The organism is Halomonas sp. JS92-SW72, from assembly GCF_003547075.1.
GTDB lineage: Bacteria > Pseudomonadota > Gammaproteobacteria > Pseudomonadales > Halomonadaceae > Halomonas > Halomonas alkalicola.
Map to the genome: position 1 here is coordinate 1,793,714 of NZ_CP032147.1, position 23,970 is coordinate 1,817,683.

Genomic DNA, 23,970 nt, shown 5'->3' on the forward strand with positions numbered 1-23,970 from the left:
GCGCCCTGCGGGAGCCGCTAAGCTGGCGGGATGTGCCTGATTGCCTTCGACCACCGTCCGGGCAGCGCGTGGCCGCTGCGGCTGGTCGCCAACCGCGACGAGTTCCACGCCCGCCCCGCCGCCCCCCTCGCCCGCTGGGCGGATGCCCCCGCCATCGTCGGCGGCCGCGACCTGGAGGCCGGCGGCAGCTGGCTGGCGGTCCACCGCCGCGGGCGCTTCGCGGCGGTGACCAATGTGCGCGACCCGCGCCTCAAGGTGGCCGGCGACGCGCCCAGCCGCGGCGCCCTGGTGCGCGATGCCCTCACCTGCGCCGACCTTCCCGCCTGGCTCGACCGCCTCGCCAGCGGCGAGGCGGAGCGCTTCGCCGGCTTCAATCTGCTGGCCGGTGACGGGAAACGCCTGTGGCACCTGCACCGCGGCCTGGACGGCATCCAGCTGAGCGAGGTTCCCCCCGGCCTGCACGGGCTCTCCAACGCCAGCCTCAACACCCCGTGGCCCAAGCTGATCAGCGTGCGCCAGGGGCTCGGCGCCAGCCTGCGCCACGGTCGCTGGCCCGATGACGCCCTGGCGGCCATGGGCGACCGCCACCCCGCCGATGATGATCGGCTGCCGGAGACCGGCGTGGGCCTGGAGATGGAGCGAGTGCTCTCCTCCCCCTTCATCGTCGGCGAGCGCTACGGCACCCGCGCCATGACCTGGCTGAGCTGGCATGCCAGCGGGCGCCTCGAGATCGGCGAGCGGCGCTTCGGGCCGCATGGCGTGGCGCTGGGGGAGAGCGTAGAGCGCCTGGACATCTAGCGGAGCGATGCAGCCGATCAATCCCGCGGCGGCAGCAGGTGGGTCAGCTCCCAGCCGCCCAGGCGCTCGGCCAGGTGGTGACGCACCTCGCCGGGACTGTCGAGGCGCAGGGTCTCCTCCACCAGGTCGCGGGCGCCTTGCAGCGGCACGCGGCGGATGGCGGCGCGCACCCGGGGCAGGCTGGGGGCGTTCATGGAGAGGGCATCGAAGCCCATGCCCATCAGCAGCAGGGCGCCGGCGGGGTCGCCGGCCAGCTCGCCGCACACCGAGATCGGCCGATCCAGGCGTTTCGCCTCGCGGGCCAGGGTCGCCATGGCGGAGAGCACCGCCGGGTGGCAGGCGTCGTAGAGCGCGGCGACCCGCGGATTGTTGCGATCCACCGCCAGCAGGTACTGGGTCAGGTCATTGCTGCCCACCGAGAAGAAGTCGGCGCGCCGGGCCAGGGCGTCGAGCTGATAGAGGGTCGCCGGCACCTCGATCATCACCCCCACCTTGGGCCGCGGCACCGAGACGCCCTCCTCGCCCAGCTCGACGATGGCGCGGTCGAGCAGCTTGAGGGCATCGTCGACCTCGTCGACGTTGGTCACCATGGGCAGCAGCACCTGGAGGTTGTCGAGCCCCTGGGAGGCGCGCAGCATGGCGCGCAGCTGCACCATCAGCACCTCGGGGTGGTCGAGGGTGACGCGAATCCCGCGCCAGCCGAGGAAGGGGTTGGCCTCCTCGATGGGGAAATAGGGCAGGTCCTTGTCGCCGCCGATATCCAGGGTGCGCATCACCACCGGCAGCGGAGCGAAGCTCTCCAGCTGGTCGCGGTAGAGCCGGGTCTGCTCCTGCTCGCCGGGGAAGCGCTCGGTGACCATGAAGGGCACCTCGGTGCGGTAGAGCCCCACCCCGCTGATGCGGCGCTTGAGCTGAGCCACCGCGTCCACCACCAGGCCGGTGTTGACCATCAGCGGCATGTCGTGACCGTCCGGGGTGCGACTGGGCAGGTCCTGCTCGTGCTCGAGCACCTCGGTGAGCGCCTGCTCCTCGGCGATCAGGCCCCGATAGTGGGTGAGCAGCTCCTCGCCCGGTCGCACGAAGAGCCGCCCCCGGTGGCCGTCGAGGATCACCCGCGCGCCGGAGAGCCGCGGCAGCGGCAGGTCGACCATGCCGAGCACCGTGGGGATGCCCATGGCGCGAGCGATGATCGCCACGTGGGAGGTACTGGAGCCGCGCACCGAGACCAGCCCGGCGAGCTTCTCGCGGGGCACCTCGCCGAGCATCGCCACGCTGAGCTCGTCGCCCACCAGGATGGTGCTGTCGGGGAAGACCTCCGGGGTCTGGGGGGTCTCCTCCTGCAGGTGCGCCAGCACGCGGCGCCCCAGGTCGCGCACGTCGGCGGCGCGCTCGCGCAGGTAGTCGTCGTCGACCCGCTCCAGGTACTGCACGTGGCGCTTGACCACATCGGCCAGCGCCCCGGGCGCCCACTGCCCCTCGCGGATGCGCTTCTCCACCTCCTGGGAGAGTGCCGCCTCGCTGAGCATCTGCTGGTAGACCTCGAAGAGCGCCAGCTCCTGGGCCGAGACGCGGTTGGCCAGGCGCTCGGCGGCGGCGCGCAGCTCCTCGCGCACGCGGCCGATCGCCTCCTTGAGGCGGGCGATCTCGTACTCGACGTCGGTGGGAATCAGGTCCGGCACGCTGTCGAGGTCGGCGGGCGGGGCGATCACCACCGCCTCGCCGATGCTCATGCCCGGGGCGCCGGCCACCCCCTTGAACTGCACCTGCCCCGCCAGGCTTGGCCGGGTGAGGTTGCCGGTGGCCAGGGCATGGGCCAGCACGCCCGCGAGCTGGGCCGCCATGGTGACCAGGAAGGCCTCGTCCTCCTCGCCATAGCGGCGCTTCTCGGCCTGCTGCACCACAAGCACGCCGAGCATGCGGCGCTGGTGGATGATGGGCACCCCGAGGAAGCTGGAGTAGCGCTCCTCACCGGTGGATTCGAAATAGCGGAACTGGGGGTGGGCCTGGGCGTCCTCGAGGTTGAGGGGCTCCTCGCGGCTGGCCACCAGCCCCACCAGGCCCTCGCCCACCGGCAGGGCCACATGTCCGACCGCCTGGGTGCGCAGGCCGATAGTCTCCATCAGCACCAGCTGCTCGATCTCCTCATCGAAGAGGTAGAAGGAGCACACATCGGCCTCCATGGCCTTGCGGATACGCCGCACCATGGTGGCAAGCGCCGCCTCCAGGCTGCGGGCCCCGGTAACTTCCTGTGTGATGCGGCGCAGGACCTCAAGCATGGGAGTGCCGTCTTCCGTTGTTGTCGTGGGTAGGGAGGCGGGAGCGAACTCCCGCCCCTGAGACTGCCTCACCGGGGCGGGGTTCCTCTATTCGGCCGCTGTACGGCCGGAGGCCCCGTCAGCCGAAACCCAGGGCCAGGCGCTGGGCGCTGGGCGAGAGCTCCCTGAGCGCGCGGCGGTAGACCTCACGCTTGAAGGGCACCACCTGGCCCAGCGGATACCAGTAGCTGACCCAGCGCCAGCCGTCGAACTCCGGCGAGGCGGTGCCATCCATGCAGATCCGGCTCTCCTGACAGCGGATCCTCAGCAGGAACCACTTCTGTTTCTGGCCGATGCAGACCGGCCTCGAATGGGTACGAATCATGCGTCGCGGCAGGCGATAGCGGAGCCAACCCCGGGTGCAGGCAAGGATCTCGACGTCGTCGGCGGTCAGGCCGATCTCCTCGTAGAGTTCGCGAAACAGTGCCTCTTTCGGTGTCTCGTTCGCCTTGATGCCTCCCTGGGGAAACTGCCACGCGTTCTGCCCTACCCGACGCGCCCAGAGCAGCTGCCCCTGATCGTTGGCGATGATGATGCCAACGTTAGGGCGAAAGCCGTCAGCGTCGATCACGGACTTCACCTTGTTGAAACCTGAATTGATCCCATTCTTCCACAGGGCCACGAAGCGCATCAATACGCCTTGCGGACGAAGCGCCCCGGCGCGGCTCGCAGCCGGCAGCGGGTTCTGCGATAATCGCGAGCTTTCGACCCTGACCGTCAACCCTCTGCCACCTGCCCAAGGGAGTCATCGTGAGCCTGGCCATCTTCGACCTGGACAACACCTTGCTGTCGATCGACAGCGACCACGCCTGGGGGGAGTTCCTTCTCGAGCAGGGCGCCGTGGACCCGGTGGCCTACCGCGACGCCAATGATCGTTTCATGGCCGACTACGAGGCCGGCACCCTGGATATCCATGCCTTCCTCGCGGTGGCGCTGAAGCCCCTGGCCGACAACAGCCCCGAACAGCTGGCCGCCTGGCACCAGCAGTTCATGGCCAGCAAGATCGAGCCGCACATCCTGCCCAAGGGCGAGGAGCTGGTGGCCCGCCACCGCAGCCGCGGCGACACCCTGCTGATCATCACCGCCACCAACCGCTTCATCACCGGCCCCATCGCCGAGCGGCTGGGCGTGGATGACCTGATCGCCGTGGAGCCCGAGATCGTCGACGGCCGCTACACCGGCCGCGTGAAGGGCACCCCCAGCTACCGCGAGGGCAAGGTGGTGCGTCTGGAGGAGTGGCTGGCCGACAAGGAGCTGACCCTGGACGACGCCTGGTTCTACAGCGACTCCCACAACGACCTGGCGCTGCTGGAGAAGGTCGACCACCCGGTGGCGGTGGACCCGGACCCCTCCCTGCGCGAGGTCGCCGAGGCCCGCGGCTGGCGGATCATCAGCCTGAGGGAGTGAGCGCTAGGCGACCAGGCAAGGCCCGCGACAACGACAAAACCCGCCGGATGCGCTCCGGCGGGTTTTTTCTCTGCTCTGCGCCGCCATGCGGCGATTCGCCGAAATGTCGGACCACCGATAAATCGGGCTCCTGCCGCAGGAGCCCGAGACCAGCGGCGACGGGCAATCAGCCCAGCAGGTGCTCGACGGCGGCGCGCTCTTCACGCAGCTCGTCTTCGGTGGCCTTCATCTTCTGCTTGCTGAAGTCGTCCAGCGCGAGGCCCTGAACGATCTCGTACTTGCCGCCTTCGCAGGTGACCGGGTAGGAGTAGATGATGCCCGGCTCGACGCCGTAGCTGCCGTCGGAGGGGATCGCCATGCTGACGATCTGGCCGTTGGTGCCCAGCGCCCAGTCGCGCATGTGGTCGATGGCGGAAGAGGCCGCGGAGGCCGCGGAGGAGGCACCGCGGGCCTTGATGATGGCCGCGCCGCGCTGCTGCACGTCCGGAATGAAGGTGTTCTCGTACCAGTCACGCTCGACCAGCTCGGCCGCCGGCTTGCCGGCCACCTTGCAGTGGGCGATGTCGGGGTACTGGGTGGCGCTGTGGTTGCCCCAGATGATCATGCTCTCGACGTCGGTGACGTGCTTGCCGGTCTTCTGGGCCAGCTGGGTCAGGGCGCGGTTGTGGTCCAGGCGGGTCATGGCGGTGAACTGCTTGGGATCCAGGTCCGGCGCGTTGCAGGAGGCGATCAGGGCGTTGGTGTTGGCCGGGTTGCCCACCACCAGCACCTTGACGTCGCGGCTGGCGTTGTCGTTCAGGGCCTTGCCCTGCACCGAGAAGATGGCGGCGTTGGCTTCCAGCAGGTCCTTGCGCTCCATGCCCGGGCCGCGCGGACGCGCACCCACCAGCAGGGCGAAATCGGCATCCTTGAAGGCGACGTTGGCGTCGTCGGTGGCGACGATGTCCTGAACCAGCGGGAAGGCGCAGTCGTTCAGCTCCATCACCACACCCTTGAGGGCTTCCATGGCCGGGGTGATCTCGAGCAGCTGCAGGATGACCGGCTGGTCCTTGCCCAGCATGTCGCCGGAGGCGATGCGGAAGGCGAGGGAGTAGCTGATCTGGCCGGCAGCGCCGGTGATGGCAATACGGACGGGCTGTTTCATGGAGGCTCCTTGGTTGTCAACGCACGGGGTGTCGCCGTGAGGACGGACCCGCCGGGCAAGCCGCCGGGCCTCAATTCAAACCGGCAAGATGGTATGCCTGCGCCGCACAAAACTCAATGCGACGTAGGACGAGGGCCGGATGCTATGCTGGCGCCTCATGCCCGTTGATGGATCACCCCGCATGCCTCGCCGTCGCCTCCCTCTCTCTCCGCTGCTGGCCATTGCCGTCACCTTCGCCCTGGGGATATGGCTGGCCTTCGGCGACCTCCAACGCTTCCAGGACACCGCCCCCGAAAGCGAGCCGGCCGAGGCGCCGCCCGCCGTCCGGGTCGAGGTCATGGAGCGCGAGGCCGAAGCCCACGCCCCGCGGCTGGTGCTGCAGGGCCACCTGGAGGCCGACCGCGACCTGACCCTGCGCGCCCGCCAGGCGGGGCGCGTCGAGGCCCTGCCGGTGGCGGCGGGCGAGCGGGTCGAGGCCGGCACGGTGCTGATCCATCTGGCCCGGGACGAGCTGCCGGCCCGGCTCGAGCAGGCCGAGGCGGAGCTCGCCCTGGCCCGGGCCGAGCTGGCCGGCGCCGATGACCTGCGCCGCCGCGAGCTGATCGCCAACACCGACTACCTGCGCCTGCAGAGCGGCGTCGCCCGGGCGGCCGCCGAAGTGGCGAGTCTGCGCCGCCAGCTCGACGACACCCGCCCCACCGCCCCCTTCGACGGCGTGCTCGACCGCCTCGACGTGGAGCTCGGCGAGCTGCTCCAGGTGGGCGAGGCCTTCGGCCAGCTGGTGGATGACCGCCACCTGGTGGCCCGAGCCTGGGCGCCCCAGCGCGACGCCCACGCGCTCGAGGTCGGCCGCCCCGCGACGCTGCGCCTGCTGGACGGCTCGCGGCTCGAGGGCGAGGTGAGCCTGGTGGCGCGCCGCGCCGAGGAGGAGGCGCGCACCTTCAGCGTGGAGGCCCGGGTGGCCAACCCCGAGGGACGCCGCCTCGCCGGCGCCAGCGCCAGCCTGGTGATCACCCTGCCCGAGCGGCAGGTGCACCGGCTCTCCCCTGCCCTGCTGGAGCTCGATGACGACGGCCGCCTGGCGGTGAAGCACCTGGATGACGACGACCGGGTGGTGCGTACGGCGGTCGAGCTGGTCGATGCCGCCACCGACGAGGCCCGGGTCGCGGGGCTGCCCGAGCGGGTGCGCCTGATCACCCTGGGCGGCGGCCTGGTGGCTCCGGGCGAGCGCGTCGTGCCGGTGGCGGCCGACGCCCCCCAGGCGTCGCCCTGAGATGCGCGCCCTGATCGAGGCGGCGCTGGACCGCTCGCGCACCACCCTGCTGCTGCTGGCCGCGCTGCTGCTGGCGGGGCTTGCCGCCTGGCAGGCGATTCCCAAGGAGGCCAACCCCGACGTCACCATCCCCATCATCTATGTGTCGCTGTCGCTGGAAGGGGTCAGCCCCGAGGACGGCGAGCGCCTGCTGGTAAGGCCCATGGAGCAGGAGCTGCGCAGCATCGAGGGGGTGCGCAAGATGACCTCCCAGGCCAGCGAAGGGCACGCCGCGGTGACGCTGGAGTTCGACGCCGGCTTCGACCCCGACCAGGCGCTCTCCGACGTGCGCGAGAGGGTCGACATCGCCCGCGCCGAGCTGCCCGCCGAGGCCGACGAGCCGCGGGTCATGGAGGTCAACGTGGGGCTCTTCCCGGTGCTCTCCATCGGCCTCTCCGGCCAGCTCGAGGAGCGTCAGCGCCTGGCCGTGGCACGCCGCCTCAAGGAGGAGATCGAGGGGATCGGCGAGGTGCTGGAGGTGGACATCGGCGGCGACCGCGAGGAGCTCCTCGAGATCGTGGTCGACCCCCTGGTGCTGGACAGCTACGGCGTCGACTTCGATACCCTGTTCAACCTGGTCAGCCGCAACAACCGCCTGGTGGCGGCGGGCAGCCTGGACACCGGCGCCGGGCGCCTGGCCCTCAAGGTGCCCGGGGTGATCGAGCGGCTCGAGGACGTGATGGGCATGCCGGTGAAGGTGGAGGGCGAACGGGTGGTGACCTTCGGCGACGTGGCCTGGATCCGCCCCACCTTCAAGGACCCCGACGGCTTCGCCCGCATCGACGACCAGCCGGCGCTGGTGCTGGAGATCTCCAAGCGCGCCGGGGCCAATATCATCGCCACCATCGAACAGGTGAACGGCCTGCTCGACGAGGCGGCCGGCCTGATCCCGGACGGGCTCGAGATCACCACCATCATGGACCAGTCCCAGATGGTGGAGGAGATGCTCGACGAGCTGCTCAACAACGTGCTCACCGCGGTGGTGATGGTGCTGGTGGTGATCCTGGCCGCCATGGGGCTGCGCAGCGCCCTGATGGTGGGGCTGACCATCCCGGGCGCCTTCCTCACCGGCATCCTGCTGATCTGGACTTTGGGCTACACCCTCAACATCGTGGTGCTCTTCTCGCTCATTCTCGTCGCCGGCATGCTGGTGGACGGCGCCATCGTGGTCTCGGAGCTGGCCGACCGCCACCTGCGCCAGGGCCAGCCGCCCCGGGAGGCCTGGGTCAACGCCGCCGCGCGCATGAGCTGGCCGGTGATCGCCTCCACCGCCACCACGCTGGCGGTGTTCGTGCCGCTGCTGTTCTGGCCCGGCGTGGTGGGCGAGTTCATGAAGTACCTGCCGGCCACGGTGATCCTCTGCCTGCTGGCCTCGCTGGCCATGGCGCTGGTGTTCCTCCCCACCCTGGGCGGCGTCTTCGGGGTGCGCGCCTCGCGCCGGGAGATCGCCGAGGACCACATCAGCGCCGGCGGCCGGTTCTACCGCGCCCTGCTCGCTCGGCTGCTGGCCATGCCGGGGCTGACCCTGCTCTTCGCCCTGCTGCTGCTGGCGCTGATCTACACCGCCTACGCTCGCTTCAACCACGGGGTGGAGTTCTTCCCCGCCGTGGAGCCCGACAGCGCCCAGGTGCTGGTGCGCGCCCGGGGCGACTTCTCCGCCGCCGAGAAGGACGCCGTGGTGCGCCGGGTGGAGGCACGCCTGGCCGGCATGAGCGAGGTGGAGGCGCTCTACGCCCGCTCCTTCGCCACGCCCAACCAGCAGCTCGGCAGCGACGTGATCGGTGCGCTGCAGTTCCAGCTGATCGACTGGCAGCAGCGCCGTCCGGTGGCGGCGATCTTCGCGGAGATGAGCGAGCGCACCGCCGACCTGCCCGGGGTGGTGCTGGAGTTCCGCGAACAGGAGATGGGGCCCGGCGAGGGCAAGCCCATCGTGCTGGAGGTGAGCGGCCATGACGATGCCGCCACCGACCGCGCGGTGGACCGGCTGCGAGAGCTGATGGGCGAGCTGGGCGGCTTCCGCGACATCGAGGACGACCGCAGCCTGCCCGGCGTGGAGTGGCGTGTGATGGTGGACCGCGAGGCGGCGGCGCGCTTCGGCGCCGACGTGGCCGCGGTGGGCAGCGCCGTGCAGCTGCTCACCACCGGCCTGCAGGTGGCCAGCTACCGCCCCCCCGGGGTGAGCGACGAGGTGGATATCCGCGTGCGCCTGCCGGCGGGCTACCGCTCCCTGGACCAGCTGGGCCGGCTGACGCTCAACACGGCCCGGGGCCAGGTGCCGATCGCCAACTTCGTGGAGCTGGTGCCGGCGCCCAAGGTGGGTACCCTGCACCGCATCGACGGGCGGCGGGCGGTGACCCTCGAGGCCGACATGGCCGAGGGCTACCGGGCCGACGAGCGGCTGCGCGCCCTGCTCGAGGCGGGCGGCACGCCGCCGGAGGGGGTGATCGTCAACGTGGCCGGCGAACAGCAGGACCAGCAGGAGGCGAGCCGCTTCCTGACCAGCGCCTTCCTGGTGGCCATCGCGCTGATGACGCTGATCCTGGTCACCCAGTTCAACAGTCTCTACCAGGCGGGGCTGGTGCTCTCGGCCATCGTGCTCTCCACCGCGGGGGTGCTGCTGGGGCTGCTGGTCAACGGCCAGCCCTTCGGCATCGTCATGGTGGGAATGGGGATCATCGCCCTGGCGGGGATCGTGGTGAACAACAACATCGTGCTGATCGACACCTACAACCAGCTGCGCGGCGAGGGGCTCTCCCCCGTGGAGGCCGCCCTGGAGGCGGGCGGGCTGCGCCTGCGCCCGGTGCTGCTGACGGCCATCACCACCGTGCTGGGCCTCGCGCCCATGATGCTGGGGGTGAACGTCAACCTCTTCGCGCCGAGCCTGGGGCTGGGCGCCCCCTCGACCCAGTGGTGGACCCAGCTCTCCAGCGCCATCGCCGGCGGGCTCACCTTCGCCACCGCCCTGACGCTGCTGCTCACCCCCTGCCTGCTGGTGCTGGGCGGACGCTTCGAGCGCCGCGGCAAGGGCGCCTGACCGGGCATGGCGGGCCAGGCGGGTGAGACATCAGGCCCGTGACTGGGCCGCGGCCTCCTGGCGGGCGGCATCGGGGGCATGGGCGGCATGGACGCGGCCGATCAGCTGATCCTCGAGGGCGAAGCGCTCGGTGAGGCCGTGGGCCAGGCGCTCGAGCCAGGCGGGCAGCCGGCCGAGATGCTGGCGCACGCGGCCGGGGCTCTCGTATTCAGCATCGAAGGAGAGCACCAGCTCGGTGGACATCTCCAGCCGCGCCAGCAGACGGTCGGCCAGCGTCAGGGCGGCCTCGTCGTCGAAGGCCTTGGCCTCCTCGCGCAGCTGCGGGTAGATCTCGAAGTGGCCGGCGCTGATGTAGTCCATCAAAAGCTCGCTGAAGCGGTCGATCTTCGCCTTGCTGACCGCCTCCAGCTCGGCGTCGCAGGCCTCCTTGAGCTCCACGAAGTGAACCAGCAGTTCGCGGCGCTCGTCCAGCCAGCGATCGATCAGCTTGTGCACGCCGCCCCAGCGCTCCAGGGCGCTCTTGCAGTCTTCCAGCATGGGGGCCTCCCTACGTTTGGTGGAGCCAGCTCGGTGGCGCCGGGAACCTCCTGTTCCCGGCAGGGCCTCCAGACTCGCCCGCGCCGCCGGCGCTGTCAATCCCCGAGCGGAAGGCCATTGGCCGGGGGCGCCGGGGAGACTCAGCCGCGCTCCCGAAACGCCGAGAGCAGAAGGCCCAGCGGCGCCAGGGCCAGCACCAGAAAGCCGATCAACGTCCAGCCGGGCAGCGAGATGCCGAGCAGCAGGAAGTCGATCTCGGCGCACTCGCCGGAGCCGGAGAGCACCATGGCCACCACGTCACGCCAGGGCAGCAGCTCCATCATGTAGTCGAGGCCGGGGCCGCAGCTGGGCACCTGGTCCGGCGGCAGCGACTGCAGCCACAGATGGCGCCAGGCCACGCCGATGCCACCGGCCACCGCGGCGAGGCCCAAGGCGCCGTAGATACCCGCTCCGACCCGCCCGGCGGGGTTGTGGATGGCGGCGACCGCAAAGACCGCGGTGGCCGACAGCACCGCCACCCGCTGGAAGATGCACAGCGGGCAGGGCTCGAGGCCGCCGAGGTGCTCGAGCCCGAGAGCCACGGCCATCATCAGCACGCAGAAGGCCAACCCGGCGAGGCTCCACTGGCGCACCGAGAGGCGAGTCAGGTGCGTGCTCATGGGCTCTCCTCCCCAAGCAGGCGCGACTCCCGGGCACGCTCGAAGTAGTCGGCCAGGAAGTCATCGAAGGCGACCCGGTCGGCGGCTTCGATCTCCTCCTGCTGGCGCCAGGAGGTGCCCACCAGCTCGGCGAACAGCGCCTCCCGGGCCGGGTCCATGGGCTCGCCGCGCAGCCGCTCCGCCTGCTCCCTGGCGATGGCCAGCATGACGTCGCTGAACTCCTCGCCGCTCTCCTCGAGGCGCCCCATCAGCCGGCCCGAGGGCGTCAGCGTCGGGTCGGCCAGGCGCGGGGCCATGGCGGCCACGGCCTCCCGATGGGGGCTACCCGCCTCCAGCTGGTCGAGCAGGCCCGCCACCAGGTCGATCTCGGCCAGGATCTCACCGCCCCACTCCGCCACGCTGCGGCCCTGTCCCCGGTCGCACAGCTGGAGCTCCGGATCGCGGCCGCGCTCCACCACCCGCCGGCGGTTGTCGTCCAGGTGCTCGCACTCCTCGTCGCTGATCCAGGGGCTCTCGGCCAGCAGGCACCACATCACGAAGGCGTCAACGAAGTGGATCTGCGCCTCGTCCAGGCCCAGGGTCAGCAGCGGGTTGAGGTCGAGGCAGCGCACCTCGATGTACTCCACTCCGCCGGCCTCCAGGGCCTGGCTGGGGGTCTCGCCGTGGCGGGTCACCCGCTTGGGGCGGATGTCGCTGTAGTACTCGTTCTCGATCTGCAGGATGTTGGCGTTGAGCTGGCGCCACTCCCCCCCCTCCTGAACGCCCAGCGCCGCATAGGCGGGCCAGGGGGTGGAGATGGCGTTGCGCAGGGTGTTGACGTAGTTGGAGAGCGAGTTGAAGCAGATCTTGAGCTGGGCCTGCACCTTGTTCTGATAGCCCAGGTCCGACATGCGCAGGCTGGTGGCGTAGCGCGACACCAGCGTCTCGCTGCCATGGGCCTCGAGGTTGTCGGGGATCTCGCGGCCATCCAGGAAGCTGCGATCCAGCGCCGGAGAGGCGCCGAAGAGGTAGAGCAGCAGCCAGCTGTGGCGGCGGAAGTTGCGGATCAGCCCGAAGTAGCGCTGGGAGCGATAGTCGGCCATGGGGGTGTCGGTCGCCCCCTCCAGTTCGCGCAGCAGCGTCCAGAGATCGTCGGGCAGGGAGACGTTGTAGTGCACCCCGGCGATGGCCTGCATGATGCGCCCGTAGCGCACGTCCAGCCCCTGCCGATAGACCCGCTTCATGGTGCCCACGTTGGAGCGGCCGTAGTCGGCGATGGGCACGCTGTCGTTGCCGGCCAGGCGCGACGGCATGCTGGCCGGCCAGATCAGCTCGTCGCCCAGGTAGCGATAGGTGAAGCGGTGCAGGTCGCCGAGGAAGGCCATGGCGTCGGCGGGACGGCAGTAGACCGGGGTGATGTACTCCAGCAGCGCCTCGGAATAGTCGGTGGTGATGTGCGGGTGGGTCAGCTTGGAGCCCAGCGCCTCCGGGTGCGGGGTGCGGGCGATGCGTCCGGCGGGGTCGACGCGCAGCCCCTCCTTCTCGAGGCCGCGACGCAGGCGGCTGAACTGCCCCTGGCGGGCGGGGCCGACCAGGCGCTCGATGAGGGTGGCGAGTGAGTCGGACAAGGTAACACCCCTGGTAGTGGAAAATTAGCGTGGAAGGTTAGCGCTTCTGTTTGGCCTTGAGCAGGGCGGCCCCGAGGGCACCCATCTGCCCCTGGGAGTCACTCGCGTCGCGTCCGCCGCCCCGGCGGGGCGCCTTCTGGCCCCCGGGCTTGTGGCCGGCCGACTGACGCCCCCCGCCGGCGCGGCGCGGGCTCTCGCCCTCCTCCCCCGGCTGGTCGTCCAGGCGCATGGAGAGGCCGATACGGGCCCGGGGAATATCGACGCTCATCACCTTGACCCTGACGATGTCGCCGGCCTTGACCACCGAGCGTGGGTCCTCGACGAAGGTGTGGGAGAGCGCCGAGATATGCACCAGGCCATCCTGATGGACGCCGATGTCGACGAAGGCGCCGAAGTGGGTGACGTTGGTGACGCTGCCCTCGAGGATCATGCCGGGCTCGAGGTCCTTGAGGGTCTCGACCCCCTCGCGGAATTCGGCGGCCTTGAACTCGGGGCGCGGGTCGCGGCCCGGCTTGTCCAGCTCGGCGAGGATATCGGTCACGGTGGGCACGCCGAAGCGCTCGTCGGCGAACTCGGCGGGCCTGAGCGACTTCAGGGTGGCGCTGTCGCCGATCAGGCTGCCGAGATCCCGGCCGCTCTTCGCGGCGATGCGCTCCACCAGGGGGTAGGCCTCGGGGTGCACGGCGCTGGCATCCAGGGGGTTGTCGCCGTTCATGATGCGCAGGAAGCCGGCGCACTGCTCGAAGGTCCTGGGGCCGAGGCGGCTCACCTCGAGCAGCTCCTTGCGGCTGGCGAAGGCGCCCTGCACGTTGCGCCGGGCGACGATCGCCTCGGCCAGCGCCGGGGAGAGCCCCGCCACCCGGGAGAGCAGGGCGCTGGAGGCGGTGTTGAGGTCCACCCCCACGGCGTTCACGCAGTCCTCGATCACCGCCTCGAGGCTGCGCGACAGCTGCACCTGGGAGACGTCGTGCTGGTACTGGCCCACGCCGATCGACTTGGGCTCGATCTTGACCAGCTCGGCCAGCGGGTCCTGCAGGCGCCGGGCGATGGAGACGGCGCCGCGGATGGTGACGTCGAGGTCTGGCAGCTCCCGGGAGGCGTACTCCGAGGCGGAGTAGACCGAGGCGCCCGCCTCGCTGACCATCACCTTGGAGAGCGTACGCTTGCCGGCGAAGCGTTTCAGCAGGTCGCCGGCCAGGCGGTCGGTCTCGCGGCTGGCGGTGCCGTTGCCCACGGCGATCAGCGCCACATCGTGCTTCTCGACCAGCCGGGCCAGCTCGGCCAGCGAGGCGTCCCAGTCGTTGCGGGGCGCATGGGGGTAGAGGGTGGCGTGGGCCAGGAACTGCCCGGTGGCATCCACCACCGCCACCTTGCAGCCGGTGCGCAGGCCCGGGTCGATGGCAAGCGTGGCCTTCTGCCCCGCCGGCGCGGCCAGCAGCAGGTCCTTGAGGTTGGCGGCGAAGACCTCGATGGCGGCGAGCTCCGCGGACTCGCGCAGGCGGCCCAGCAGCTCGGTCTCCAGGTGGGTGTAGAGCTTGACCCGCCAGGTCCAGCGCACCACGTCGGCCAGCCATTTGTCCGCGGCGCGGCCCTCGTCGCGGATCGAGAAGTGGCGGGCGATGGCCACCTGGGCCGGATGGAGCGGCGCCTCGTCCTCGCCAGGCAGCTTGATGGCCAGCGTCAGCACGCCCTCGTTGCGGCCGCGGAACATGGCCAGCGCCCGGTGGGAGGGGGTCTTGGCCAGCTTCTCGTCGTGCTCGAAGTAGTCGGAGAACTTGGCGCCCTCGCCCTCCTTGCCCGGAATCACCCGAGCGCTGAGCTCGCCCTCCTGCCACAGCCGCTCGCGCAGGCTGCCCACCAGCTCGGCGTCCTCGGCGAAGCGCTCCATCAGGATCTGGCGGGCGCCGTCGAGGGCCGCCTTGGCATCCTCCACGGCGGGGATGTCGCCCTCGGCCGCCCGAAGGTACTTCGCCGCCTCGGTCTCGGGGTCCAGGGTCGGGTCGGCCAGCAGCGCATCAGCCAGGGGCTCGAGGCCCGCCTCGCGGGCAATCTGGGCCTTGGTGCGACGCTTCTTCTTGTAGGGCAGGTAGAGGTCTTCAAGGCGCTGCTTGGTGTCGGCGGCCTGGATCAGCCCCTTGAGCTCGCCGGTGAGCTTGCCCTGCTCGTCGATGGCGGCGAGCACCGCGGCGCGGCGCTCCTCCAGCTCACGCAGATAGCCGAGCCGGTCGTGAAGGGTACGCAGCTGGGTGTCGTCGAGGCCGCCGGTCACTTCCTTGCGATAGCGGGCGATGAAGGGCACGGTCGCCCCGCCGTCGAGCAGCTCCACCGTGGCCAGGACCTGCTGCGGGCGAACGGAAAGCTCCTCGGCGAGGCGCGCGATGATGCGGTTGGTGGCGTCCATGTTACCCCTTCACTGATGCTCGAAAATCGATCGCGACAAGGTATCACAAGCGCCCCGCCCGCGGCAGGCTTGACGTCCGTGTAAAGCACCAGCCCCACGGCCTGGGGCGCGTGGGGCTGCTGGGGGTCACCAATGCCGCCGGCGGCGGCCGACCATCAGGTCAGGCTGGGGCCTGCCTTGACGATCGCTTCGCTGACGCCGTCGAACTTCTTGAAGTTGTCGACGAACTGCTCGGCCAGGTCCTGCCGCTTGCGGTCGTAGGCGGCCTTGTCTTCCCAGGTCTCGCGCGGGTCGAGCAGGCGGGAGTCGACGCCCGGCACGGCCACCGGCACGTCCAGATTGAGCCCTTCGAGGCGCTTGGTCTCGACCTCGCGCAGCACGCCGGTCTGGATGGCGCTGATGATGGCGCGGGTGGTGGGGATGGAGAAGCGCGAGCCGCCCTCACCGTAGGAGCCGCCGGTCCAGCCGGTGTTGACCAGGTAGACCTGGGCGTCCTTCTCGGCCACGCGCTTGATCAGCAGGTCCGCATACTCGCGGGCCGGACGCGGGAAGAAGGGGGCGCCGAAACAGGTGGAGAAGGTGGTGGAGAGACCCTCGGCGGCGCCCATCTCGGTGGAGCCCACCTTGGCGGTGTAGCCGGAGAGGAAGTGGTAGGCCGCGGCTTCCTTGGAGAGCACGGAGACCGGGGGCAGCACGCCGCTCATGTCGCAGGTCAGGAAGACGATGGCGTTGGGCTCGCCGGCACGGTTCTCCGGCACGCGCTTCTCGACGTGCTCCAGCGGATAGGCGGCGCGGGAGTTCTGGGTCAGGCTGTCGTCGGCGTAGTCCGGCTCGCGGCGATCGTCGAGGACCACGTTCTCCAGCACGGTGCCGAACTTGATGGCGTTCCAGATGACCGGCTCGTTCTTCTCGGAGAGGTCGATGCACTTGGCGTAGCAGCCGCCCTCGATGTTGAAGACGGTGCCCGGGCCCCAGGCGTGCTCGTCGTCACCGATCAGGTAGCGGGCCTGGTCGGCAGAGAGGGTGGTCTTGCCGGTGCCGGAGAGGCCGAAGAACAGGCAGGTCTCGCCGTCCTCGCCCACGTTGGCGGAACAGTGCATCGGCAGCACGTCGGAGGCCGGCAGCAGGAAGTTCTGCACGGAGAACATGGCCTTCTTCATCTCGCCGGCGTAGCGCATGCCGGCGATCAGCACCTTCTTCTGGGCGAAGTTGATGATCACCACGCCGTCGGAATTGGTGCCGTCACGGGCCGGGTCGCACTGGAAGCCGGCGGCGTTGAGGATGGTCCACTCCTCCTTGGCGGAGGGGTTGTAGGCCTCCGGACGAACGAACATGGTACGGCCGAACAGGTTCTGCCAGGCGGTCTCGGTCTGCACGCGCGCCGGCAGGTAGTAGGTCGGGTCGCTGCCCACGTGGAGCTCCGACACATAGTGCTCACGGCCCAGCAGGTAGTCCTCGACGCGGGCCCAGAGGGCATCGAACTTCTCGGCGTCGAAGGGACGGTTCACGCTACCCCAGTCGATCTGCGCGCTGGTGGACGGCTCATCGACGATGAAGCGGTCCTTGGGCGAGCGCCCGGTGCGCACACCGGTATTCACCACCAGGGCACCGTTGGCGGCCAGGCGGCCCTCGCCGGTGGCCACTGCACGCTCGATCAGTTCTGCGCTGCTGAGGTTGACGTGGACGTTGGGAGCTTGGGGTGTGGTCATGTCGGTTCCTGGGCCTTGCGGCCGATTCTCTCTCGTGTGCCGGGCGTCGGTGGCGACGCAGCGGATACCTGCCATCGATCGCCGCTGCGGGTTTCCCGTCTTGTGGCGAAGCGATCGAGCCGAAAAAAAGCGGCGCCATTATGGCAAAAAGCGCCGCCGCGGGGAACGCCGTTTTTGGGCGAAATTCATGTAGTTTTTCTACAACATCTCGCCCGTTCACTACAGAATTTGTTGTGCGGCGCAGCAAGCGAATCAGTGCAGAACGGGGGGGGGCGCATCACCCTCGCTCAGCAACGCCTCGACGTCGGCCTCGTCGAAGTGGTAGCGGGTGTGGCAGAAGTGGCACTGGGTGTCGATGCTGCCGTGCTCGGCCAGCACCTGGCGCAGCTCTTCCTGGCCCAGGGTCAGCAGCGCGGAGGCGATGCGCTCCCGGGAGCAGGTGCAGCCGAAGCGCAGCGGCTTGGGGTCGAAGAGCCGCACCGTCTCCTCGTGGTAGAGACGATGCAGCAGCGCCTCGGGAGCCAGTGTCAGCAGCTCCTCGTCCTTGACCGTGTCGGCCAGGACCACGCTGCGATCCCAGGCGTCGAGGTCCTGGTTCTGGGACTCGTCGGGCATGCGCTGCAGCAGCAGGCCGCTGGCTCGGTGACCGTCCGCGGCCAGCCACAGCTGGGTGGGGAGCTGCTCCGACTGGACGAAGTAGGCGGCCAGGCAGCCGGCCAGGCTGTCGTGGTCCAGGGCCACGATGCCCTGGTAGCGGTGCCCCTCTCGGGGGTCCAGGGTGATCATGATCTGCCCCCCGCCGAGCAGCTCCAGGAAGCCCGCGTCATCCGCCGGCATCGCGGCGTCCTCGGCCAGCCGGGCGATGGCGCGCAGCTCGCCGCCGGGGTTCGATTCGGCCATCAGCAGGGCCAGGGCGCCCTTGCCGCGCACCTCGATGCTCAGGGTGCCATCGAGCTTCACGGTGTCGGTGAGCAGCGCCACGGCGGCGAGCAGTTCGCCGAGCAGCCGATTCACCACCGGCGGGTAGTCGTGGCGGTCGAGGACCTCGGCGTAGGCCCGCTCGAGGGTGACGAGCTCGCCGCGCACGTTGGTGTTGTCGAAGAGGAAACGCTGGATCTGGTCGGTCATCATGACTCTCTGTGAATCGTCGGCCGGCTGGCTAATCGTCGGACTGCTGACGCTGGAAACGCTGGATATCCCGGCGCTGCTTCTTGTCGGGGCGCTTGAGCGGGTGCTGCATGGCCTGGTTGGTGAGGCGGCGCGCCTCGGCCTCTCGCTCGCGGCGCACCGCGCTCTCCTCGGTCTCGCGGTAGAGGGCGCGGGCCTCGGGGGCGCCGCGGCGCTGGTCGGAGAGCGCCACCACCTCGACCTCGAGAAGGTCCCACCCCTGGGGCACGCGCACCAGGGCGCCCACCTCGACGGTCTTGCTGGTCTTGGCCCGGGCGCCGTTGTAGTGGACCTTGCCGCCCTCGATGGCCTTCTTGGCCAGGCCCCGGGTCTTGAAGAAGCGTGCCGCCCACAGCCACTTGTCGAGCCGCACGCTACTCATGATCTCTCTCCATGGGCGCCCTCCCCCGACGCGCCGGCCGCCCCGGCTGCCTGTCCGGGCGGCAGGTTGCCGGGCAGGATCGTCGCGAAGCGGTCGAGTGCCACGAACTCCTCGAGCTCCTTCTCCGGCCGCGTGCTGTCGGGCTGCTTGATGCCGAGCAGGTGGCGGATGCCGAACTCACGGGCGCTGGCCAGCACCCGGGGATTGTCGTCGATGAACAGGGTGCGCGCCGGGTCGAAGGGCTCGATCGCCTGGAGGGCGGGCCAGAAGGCCTGCTCCTCCTTGGGCACGCCCAGGTCCGCCGAGGAGACGATGGCGTCCAGGTACTCCTCCAGGCCGGTGAGCGGCAGCTTGAGTTCGAGGCTGGCGCGGTCGGCATTGGTGGCCAGCACCACCCGGGGGTGGGCCACCTTGAGCCACCTGAGAAAGTCCAGGGCGTCGCTGCGCAGGCCGATCAGGTGCTGGATCTCGCGCTTGAGGGCGACGATGTCGAGGTCGAGCTCGCGGCTCCAGTAGGCCAGGCTGTACCAGTTGAGGGTGCCCTGCTCGTGGAGCACCTTGGAGCGCACCACCTCCTGGGTGGCCTCGTCGAGCTGGTGCAGCTCCACGTAGCGCCGGGGCAGGTGCTCGAGCCAGAAGTGGCTGTCGAAATGGAGGTCCAGCAGGGTGCCGTCCATGTCGAGCAGGACGGTGTCGATGGCGCGCCAGTCGATCATCGCGACTCCCGGGTGGTGGCGGTAAAGGGGTGGTATTGTATCAGGCGCTCTTCCCTCCCAGAAATGGAGCCTCCATGTCCAAAGCCCCCGAGTCCCAAGCGTCCAAGCCCCGGGCCCCGAGGTCCGAGCCCCAGTGGCCCCGTAAGCCCGAGGTGCTGGCCCGCCGGTCGGTGGCCACAAGCCGCCTGTTTCACGTCGAATCCCTGGACCTGCGCTTCTCCAACGGCGAGGAGCGCACCTTCGAGCGGCTGACCGGCAGCGACAGCGGCGCGGTGATGATCGTCGCCATGCCCGACCCGGGCCACGTGCTGCTGATCCGCGAGTATGCGGCGGGCTTCGAGGAGTACGTGCTGACCCTGCCCAAGGGGCTCGTCGACCCGGGCGAGGACATCGTCACCGCCGCCAACCGCGAGCTGATGGAGGAGTGCGGCTTCGGCGCCCGCAGCATCGAACCGCTGGTGGAGCTGTCGCTGGCCCCCAACTACATGCGCCACCGCATGCAGGTGCTGCTGGCCACCGACCTCTATCCCAAGCGCCTGCCCGGCGACGAGCCGGAGCCGCTGATCGTCGAGACCCATGCCCTCGAGGAGCTGCCCGCGCTGCTCGCCCGGGAGGACTTCCATGAGGCACGCGCCATCGCCGCGCTGTTCATCGCCCGCGACCGCCTGCGCGGCGAGGCCGATCCGGCCCGGCTCTGGTAGCGTTCAGCGTCCCGCGGGTAGCGGCTCAGCGCCCCGGGGCGTGCAGGCGACGCCTCAGCTCGCTGCCCTCCTTGAGGCGCAGCCAGCGGCCCTGGCGATAGCTGTCCAGGCCCGCCTCGAGCAGGGTCATGACGTCCATCGCCTCGTCGAGGTGCACCGGCGGCGGCGCACCACGCAGCAGGGCCTCGGCGATGCCCGCATAGTAGGCGGACCAGTTCCCCGGCAGGCTCGGATGCTCCCGCGCCTCGGCCCCGCTCGCCTCGTCCTCGGCCAGGGTCAGGCGCCCCGGCGTCTCGGCGCGGCCGAGCTCCTGTCCCGCCGGCTCGCCGGCCCTGAGCCGCGCCTCCTGGGGGTCCAGACCATAGGAGACGTAGCTGCCGCGCGTGCCATGCACCCGGAAGCGCGGCGTGGGCTCGGCCACCAGCGAGCTCGCCTGCAGGGTCACCCGCACCCCCTCGTACTCCAGCAGGCAGAGAAAGTCATCGTCCACCTCGGCGCCCTCGCGCACCGTGGCGAGCTCCAGCAGGATCGCCCGGGGCATGCCGAACAGGGCCCGCACCTGGTCGAGAAGGTGCGGGCCCAGGTCGAACCAGATGCCGCTGCCGGGCCGGTGGTGGTCCCGCCAGCGATCGGTCACCGTGGGCCGGAACCTGTCTAAGCGCGATTCCAGCGCCACCACCCGTCCCAGGGTACCGGCCTCCAGCAGCGCCTTGAGGGTCAGGAAGTCGCTGTCCCAGCGGCGGTTGTGGAAGACGCTTACCATCCGCTCGGCGGTCTCCGCCTGGCCGCGCAGCAGTCGCCCCTCGGAGAGCGTCACCGTCATGGGCTTGTCGATCACCAGATGCTTGCCCGCCGCCAGGGCGGCCTTGGCCAGCGGGTAGTGGGTCGCGTTGGGGGTGGCGATCACCACCAGGTCGATATCGCGCCGCGCCAGCAGCGCCGGCGCCTTGGCCAGCACCTCCACCTCGGGCAGGTCGGCGCGGACCCTGTCGGGCTCGCCGCTGACCACGGCGACAAGCTCCATGCCGGGAGCGGCCTGGATCAGGGGGGCATGCAGGAAACGGCCCGAGGTGCCGTAGCCGATCAGGCCGACGCTTAGGGTATGGGTCTTCATCGCTGTCGCCATCCTTGCGGTTACCGGGGCCAGGAGCGCAGACCCCGGCACGCGGCCGGGGTCGTCGAAGCGAGGGGTGCTCAGTCGAGCTTGGAGAGGTCGCGCACCGCGCCCTTGTCGGCGGAGGTGGCGAGCATGGCGTAGGCCTTGAGCGCCGCCGAGACCTTGCGGTCGCGCTGGATGCTGGGCTTCCAGGCGGCGGCGCCCTTGGCCTCCTCGGCCTCGCGGCGGGCGGCCAGCTCGGCATCGGTCAGCTTGACGTTGATCCCCCGGTTGGGGATGTCGATCTGGATGATGTCGCCGCTCTCGATCAGGCCGATGGCGCCGCCGGCGGCGGCCTCCGGGGAGACGTGGCCGATGGAGAGCCCGGAGCTGCCGCCGGAGAAGCGCCCGTCGGTCATCAGCGCACACACCTTCCCGAGCCCCTTGGACTTGAGATAGCTGGTCGGGTAGAGCATCTCCTGCATGCCGGGGCCGCCGCGCGGGCCCTCGTAGCGTACCACCACCACCTCGCCGGGCTTCACCAGCCCGCCCAGCACGTGCTCCACCGCCTGGTCCTGGGACTCCACCACGTGGGCCGGCCCCTCGAAGACCAGGATCGACTCGTCGACCCCGGCGGTCTTCACCACGCAGCCGTCCAGGGCGATGTTGCCGAACAGCACGGCGAGGCCCCCCTCGCGGGAGAAGGCGTGCTCGAGGTCGCGGATGCAGCCGTTGGCGCGGTCGCCGTCGAGGCTCGGCCAGCGCGCGGCCTGGGAGAAGGCGGTCTGGGTGGGGATGCCGCCGGGGCCGGCCTTGTAGAACTCCACCACCTCGGCGCTGGGGTTGCGCATGATGTCCCACTCGTCCAGGGCGTCCTTCAGGGTATCGCCGTAGACGGTGGGCACCCGGGTATCCAGGACGCCGGCGCGGTCGAGCTCGCCGAGGATCGCCATGATCCCGCCGGCGCGGTGGCAGTCCTCGATGTGGTACTGCTGGGTGTTGGGCGCCAGCTTGCAGAGCTGGGGGACCTCGCGTGACAGCCGATCGATGTCGGCCATGGTGAAGTCCACCTCGGCCTCCTGGGCGGCGGCCAGCAGGTGCAGGATGGTGTTGGTGGAGCCGCCCATGGCGATGTCCAGGGTCATGGCGTTGCGGAAGGCCGCCCTGGAGCCGATGGCGCGGGGCAGCAGGTGCGCCTCGTTGCCCTCGTAGTAGCGCTTGGCCAGTTCGACGATGCGGCTGCCCGCCTCCTCGAAGAGCCGGCGGCGGTCGGCGTGGGTGGCGAGCACGGTGCCGTTGCCGGGCAGCGCCAGGCCCAGCGCCTCCATCAGGCAGTTCATGGAGTTGGCGGTGAACATGCCGGAGCAGCTGCCGCAGGTGGGGCAGGCGCTGCGCTCGATCTCCTCGATCTCCTCGTCGCTGTACTTGTCGTCGGCGGCGTAGATCATGGCATCGATCAGGTCGATGTTGTGGTCGAGCAGCTTGGTCTTGCCCGCCTCCATGGGACCACCGGAGACGAAGATCACCGGGATGTTCAGGCGCATGGCGGCGTTGAGCATTCCGGGGGTGATCTTGTCGCAGTTGGAGATGCACACCAGGGCGTCGGCGCAGTGGGCGTTGACCATGTACTCGACGCTGTCGGCGATCAGGTCGCGGCTCGGCAGCGAATAGAGCATGCCGTCATGGCCCATGGCGATGCCGTCGTCCACGGCGATGGTGTTGAACTCCTTGGCCACCCCGCCGGCCTTCTCGATCTCGCGGGCCACCAGCTGCCCCATGTCCTTCAGGTGCACGTGGCCGGGCACGAACTGGGTGAAGGAGTTGGCCACGGCGATGATGGGCTTGTGGAAGTCCTCGTCCTTCATGCCGGTGGCGCGCCACAGGGCGCGGGCGCCGGCCATGTTGCGGCCGGCGGTGGTGGTGCGGGAACGATACTCGGGCATGGTGTCCTCTATTCTCTTTACGGCCGCCCTGTGCCGGGCGGCTCCAGTGTCCAGGTCGGTGTCGATTCTGGCATGCGCCCGCCCGTCAGGCCAGGCCCGGAGCTGCACGTCTTGCACCTGGCACCGGCAGGCGGGAAGATGAAACACCCCTCGACGGAAAGGCGGCCATGTCATCCACTGTTGACCACAAGGATGCTCCCGGTGACGCGAGCATCCCCCAGAGCGAAACGCTGACGGCCATCATCTCCCTGGCACGCCGTCGCGATGACCTGGCGGCAGTGTGGCTGTACGGCTCCAGGGCGCGCGGGGACCACCACCCCGGCAGCGACTTCGATCTGGCCGTGGCCTTCACCGGCTGGATCGCTGATCCGCTGGAAAGGCGCCTTCGCCCCGAGCTGCTGGCTCAAGAGTGGCAGCGTGAGCTGGGGCTCGGCGAGGAACAGTTGAGCGTGGTGGACCTGGCCATCGCCCCGATTCCGCTGGGGTGGAGCATTCTCAGCCAGGGAGTGCTGCTGGTTGACCTCGACTGGGACACTCGGATACGCCAGGAATCCCGTATCCTCTCGCGCTGGGAGATCGACTACCTTCACCCGGAGGGAATCCATGCCTGACGGCCAGCAGAGCGCCTACCTCAAGGCCCAGCGGCAACATCTCGAAGAGTGCGAGCAGGACCTTGCCGAGCTCGGCACCCTGCTGGAACAGCGCCCCTGGAGCCGGATCGAGCGCCACGCTGCCGAACGCTCACTGCAGCTCCTGATCGAGGCCTGCATCGGGCTGGCCAAGCACTGGGCCCGCAAAGAGACCGGGATGGCATGCCGAGATGCCATCACCGGTTTCGAGCGACTCCAGGATGCCGGCAGGATCGAGAGTGATATCCCCTGGCGCAAGATCATCGGCCTACACAACGTACTGGTTCACGACTACCTGGATGTCGACCCGGACATCGTGAAGAGCGTGATCGCCGACCGGCACTACCGCACCATCATCGACTTCGGCCATCAGGCCCTGGCCGCCCTGGACCGGGTTGGCTAGGGCCAGCGAC

The 23,970-nt window shown here is 69.9% G+C and carries 20 protein-coding genes; 7 read left to right on the forward strand and 13 right to left on the reverse strand.

Going from position 1 to position 23,970, the window contains the following annotated elements; all coding sequences use genetic code 11:
- The first annotated feature begins 30 nt into the window (after nucleotides 1-30).
- Nucleotides 31-798 (forward strand): NRDE family protein, encoded by a 768-nt coding sequence (locus D1793_RS08390; RefSeq protein ID WP_119021761.1) that lies wholly within the window; start codon nucleotides 31-33, stop codon nucleotides 796-798.
- 17 nt (nucleotides 799-815) lie between these two features.
- Here D1793_RS08390 and ptsP read toward each other — a convergent pair whose 3' ends face one another.
- Nucleotides 816-3,074, reverse strand: a complete 2,259-nt coding sequence (ptsP, locus tag D1793_RS08395) for a phosphoenolpyruvate--protein phosphotransferase (RefSeq protein ID WP_119021762.1) — start codon at nucleotides 3,072-3,074, stop codon at nucleotides 816-818.
- 118 nt (nucleotides 3,075-3,192) lie between these two features.
- The gene (locus tag D1793_RS08400; RefSeq protein WP_205527643.1) at nucleotides 3,193-3,684 is read right to left on the reverse strand and encodes an RNA pyrophosphohydrolase; all 492 of its coding nucleotides are present in this window, start codon (nucleotides 3,682-3,684) and stop codon (nucleotides 3,193-3,195) included.
- Nucleotides 3,685-3,863: 179 nt separating this feature from the next.
- Between D1793_RS08400 and D1793_RS08405 the strand changes: the two genes are divergently transcribed.
- Nucleotides 3,864-4,520 carry an HAD family hydrolase gene (locus D1793_RS08405; protein WP_119021764.1) on the forward strand — a complete coding sequence of 219 codons (657 nt, stop codon included), beginning with the start codon at nucleotides 3,864-3,866 and terminating at the stop codon, nucleotides 4,518-4,520.
- Between the two features lie 166 nt (nucleotides 4,521-4,686).
- Here D1793_RS08405 and D1793_RS08410 read toward each other — a convergent pair whose 3' ends face one another.
- Nucleotides 4,687-5,664, reverse strand: a complete 978-nt coding sequence (locus tag D1793_RS08410) for a malate dehydrogenase (RefSeq protein WP_119021765.1) — start codon at nucleotides 5,662-5,664, stop codon at nucleotides 4,687-4,689.
- 181 nt (nucleotides 5,665-5,845) lie between these two features.
- On the opposite strand from D1793_RS08410, the gene D1793_RS08415 reads away from it, so the two are divergent.
- Both D1793_RS08415 and D1793_RS08420 read left to right on the forward strand, forming a co-directional pair.
- Nucleotides 5,846-6,937, forward strand: a complete 1,092-nt coding sequence (locus D1793_RS08415) for an efflux RND transporter periplasmic adaptor subunit (protein ID WP_119021766.1) — start codon at nucleotides 5,846-5,848, stop codon at nucleotides 6,935-6,937.
- A gap of 1 nt (nucleotide 6,938) precedes the next feature.
- On the forward strand, nucleotides 6,939-10,010 hold the full coding sequence (locus D1793_RS08420) for an efflux RND transporter permease subunit (protein WP_119021767.1): 3,072 nt from the start codon (nucleotides 6,939-6,941) through the stop codon (nucleotides 10,008-10,010).
- A gap of 30 nt (nucleotides 10,011-10,040) precedes the next feature.
- Here the strand turns inward: D1793_RS08420 and rsd are convergent, their stop codons facing one another.
- The 8 genes from rsd to yrfG all read right to left on the reverse strand — a co-directional run bounded on the left by rsd (nucleotide 10,041) and on the right by yrfG (nucleotide 19,188).
- The gene (gene rsd, locus D1793_RS08425) at nucleotides 10,041-10,547 is read right to left on the reverse strand and encodes a sigma D regulator (RefSeq protein WP_119021768.1); all 507 of its coding nucleotides are present in this window, start codon (nucleotides 10,545-10,547) and stop codon (nucleotides 10,041-10,043) included.
- 140 nt (nucleotides 10,548-10,687) lie between these two features.
- Complete coding sequence (locus D1793_RS08430; RefSeq protein WP_119021769.1) at nucleotides 10,688-11,206, reverse strand: disulfide bond formation protein B; 519 nt, start codon at nucleotides 11,204-11,206, stop codon at nucleotides 10,688-10,690.
- On the reverse strand, nucleotides 11,203-12,813 hold the full coding sequence (gene gshA, locus D1793_RS08435) for a glutamate--cysteine ligase (protein ID WP_119021770.1): 1,611 nt from the start codon (nucleotides 12,811-12,813) through the stop codon (nucleotides 11,203-11,205). Before gshA ends, D1793_RS08430 begins: the two co-directional genes overlap by 4 nt.
- Before the next feature lie 37 nt (nucleotides 12,814-12,850).
- On the reverse strand, nucleotides 12,851-15,214 hold the full coding sequence (locus D1793_RS08440; RefSeq protein ID WP_119021771.1) for a Tex family protein: 2,364 nt from the start codon (nucleotides 15,212-15,214) through the stop codon (nucleotides 12,851-12,853).
- A gap of 155 nt (nucleotides 15,215-15,369) precedes the next feature.
- Nucleotides 15,370-16,923 (reverse strand): phosphoenolpyruvate carboxykinase, encoded by a 1,554-nt coding sequence (locus tag D1793_RS08445; RefSeq protein ID WP_119021772.1) that lies wholly within the window; start codon nucleotides 16,921-16,923, stop codon nucleotides 15,370-15,372.
- A 252-nt stretch (nucleotides 16,924-17,175) separates the two neighbouring features.
- A complete protein-coding gene (gene hslO / locus D1793_RS08450; RefSeq protein ID WP_119021773.1) occupies nucleotides 17,176-18,051 on the reverse strand; it encodes an Hsp33 family molecular chaperone HslO in 876 nt (291 codons plus the stop codon).
- Nucleotides 18,052-18,082: 31 nt separating this feature from the next.
- Entirely contained in the window at nucleotides 18,083-18,472 is a 390-nt protein-coding gene (gene hslR, locus D1793_RS08455) for a ribosome-associated heat shock protein Hsp15 (protein ID WP_119021774.1), read from the reverse strand.
- Entirely contained in the window at nucleotides 18,469-19,188 is a 720-nt protein-coding gene (gene yrfG / locus D1793_RS08460) for a GMP/IMP nucleotidase (protein WP_119021775.1), read from the reverse strand. Before yrfG ends, hslR begins: the two co-directional genes overlap by 4 nt.
- A 74-nt stretch (nucleotides 19,189-19,262) precedes the next feature.
- Here yrfG and nudE point away from each other — a divergent pair, with 74 nt between their 5' ends.
- Nucleotides 19,263-19,889, forward strand: a complete 627-nt coding sequence (gene nudE / locus D1793_RS08465) for an ADP compounds hydrolase NudE (RefSeq protein ID WP_119021776.1) — start codon at nucleotides 19,263-19,265, stop codon at nucleotides 19,887-19,889.
- A 25-nt stretch (nucleotides 19,890-19,914) separates the two neighbouring features.
- Here the strand turns inward: nudE and D1793_RS08470 are convergent, their stop codons facing one another.
- Together D1793_RS08470 and ilvD are read right to left on the reverse strand one after the other, a co-directional pair.
- Nucleotides 19,915-21,003 (reverse strand): oxidoreductase, encoded by a 1,089-nt coding sequence (locus D1793_RS08470; protein WP_119021777.1) that lies wholly within the window; start codon nucleotides 21,001-21,003, stop codon nucleotides 19,915-19,917.
- 80 nt (nucleotides 21,004-21,083) lie between these two features.
- On the reverse strand, nucleotides 21,084-22,928 hold the full coding sequence (gene ilvD / locus D1793_RS08475; RefSeq protein ID WP_119021778.1) for a dihydroxy-acid dehydratase: 1,845 nt from the start codon (nucleotides 22,926-22,928) through the stop codon (nucleotides 21,084-21,086).
- 167 nt (nucleotides 22,929-23,095) lie between these two features.
- Between ilvD and D1793_RS08480 the strand changes: the two genes are divergently transcribed.
- Together D1793_RS08480 and D1793_RS08485 are read left to right on the forward strand one after the other, a co-directional pair.
- Nucleotides 23,096-23,539 carry a nucleotidyltransferase domain-containing protein gene (locus D1793_RS08480; RefSeq protein ID WP_119021779.1) on the forward strand — a complete coding sequence of 148 codons (444 nt, stop codon included), beginning with the start codon at nucleotides 23,096-23,098 and terminating at the stop codon, nucleotides 23,537-23,539.
- Nucleotides 23,532-23,960 carry a DUF86 domain-containing protein gene (locus D1793_RS08485; protein WP_119021780.1) on the forward strand — a complete coding sequence of 143 codons (429 nt, stop codon included), beginning with the start codon at nucleotides 23,532-23,534 and terminating at the stop codon, nucleotides 23,958-23,960. Before D1793_RS08480 ends, D1793_RS08485 begins: the two co-directional genes overlap by 8 nt.
- Nucleotides 23,961-23,970 lie beyond the last annotated feature (10 nt).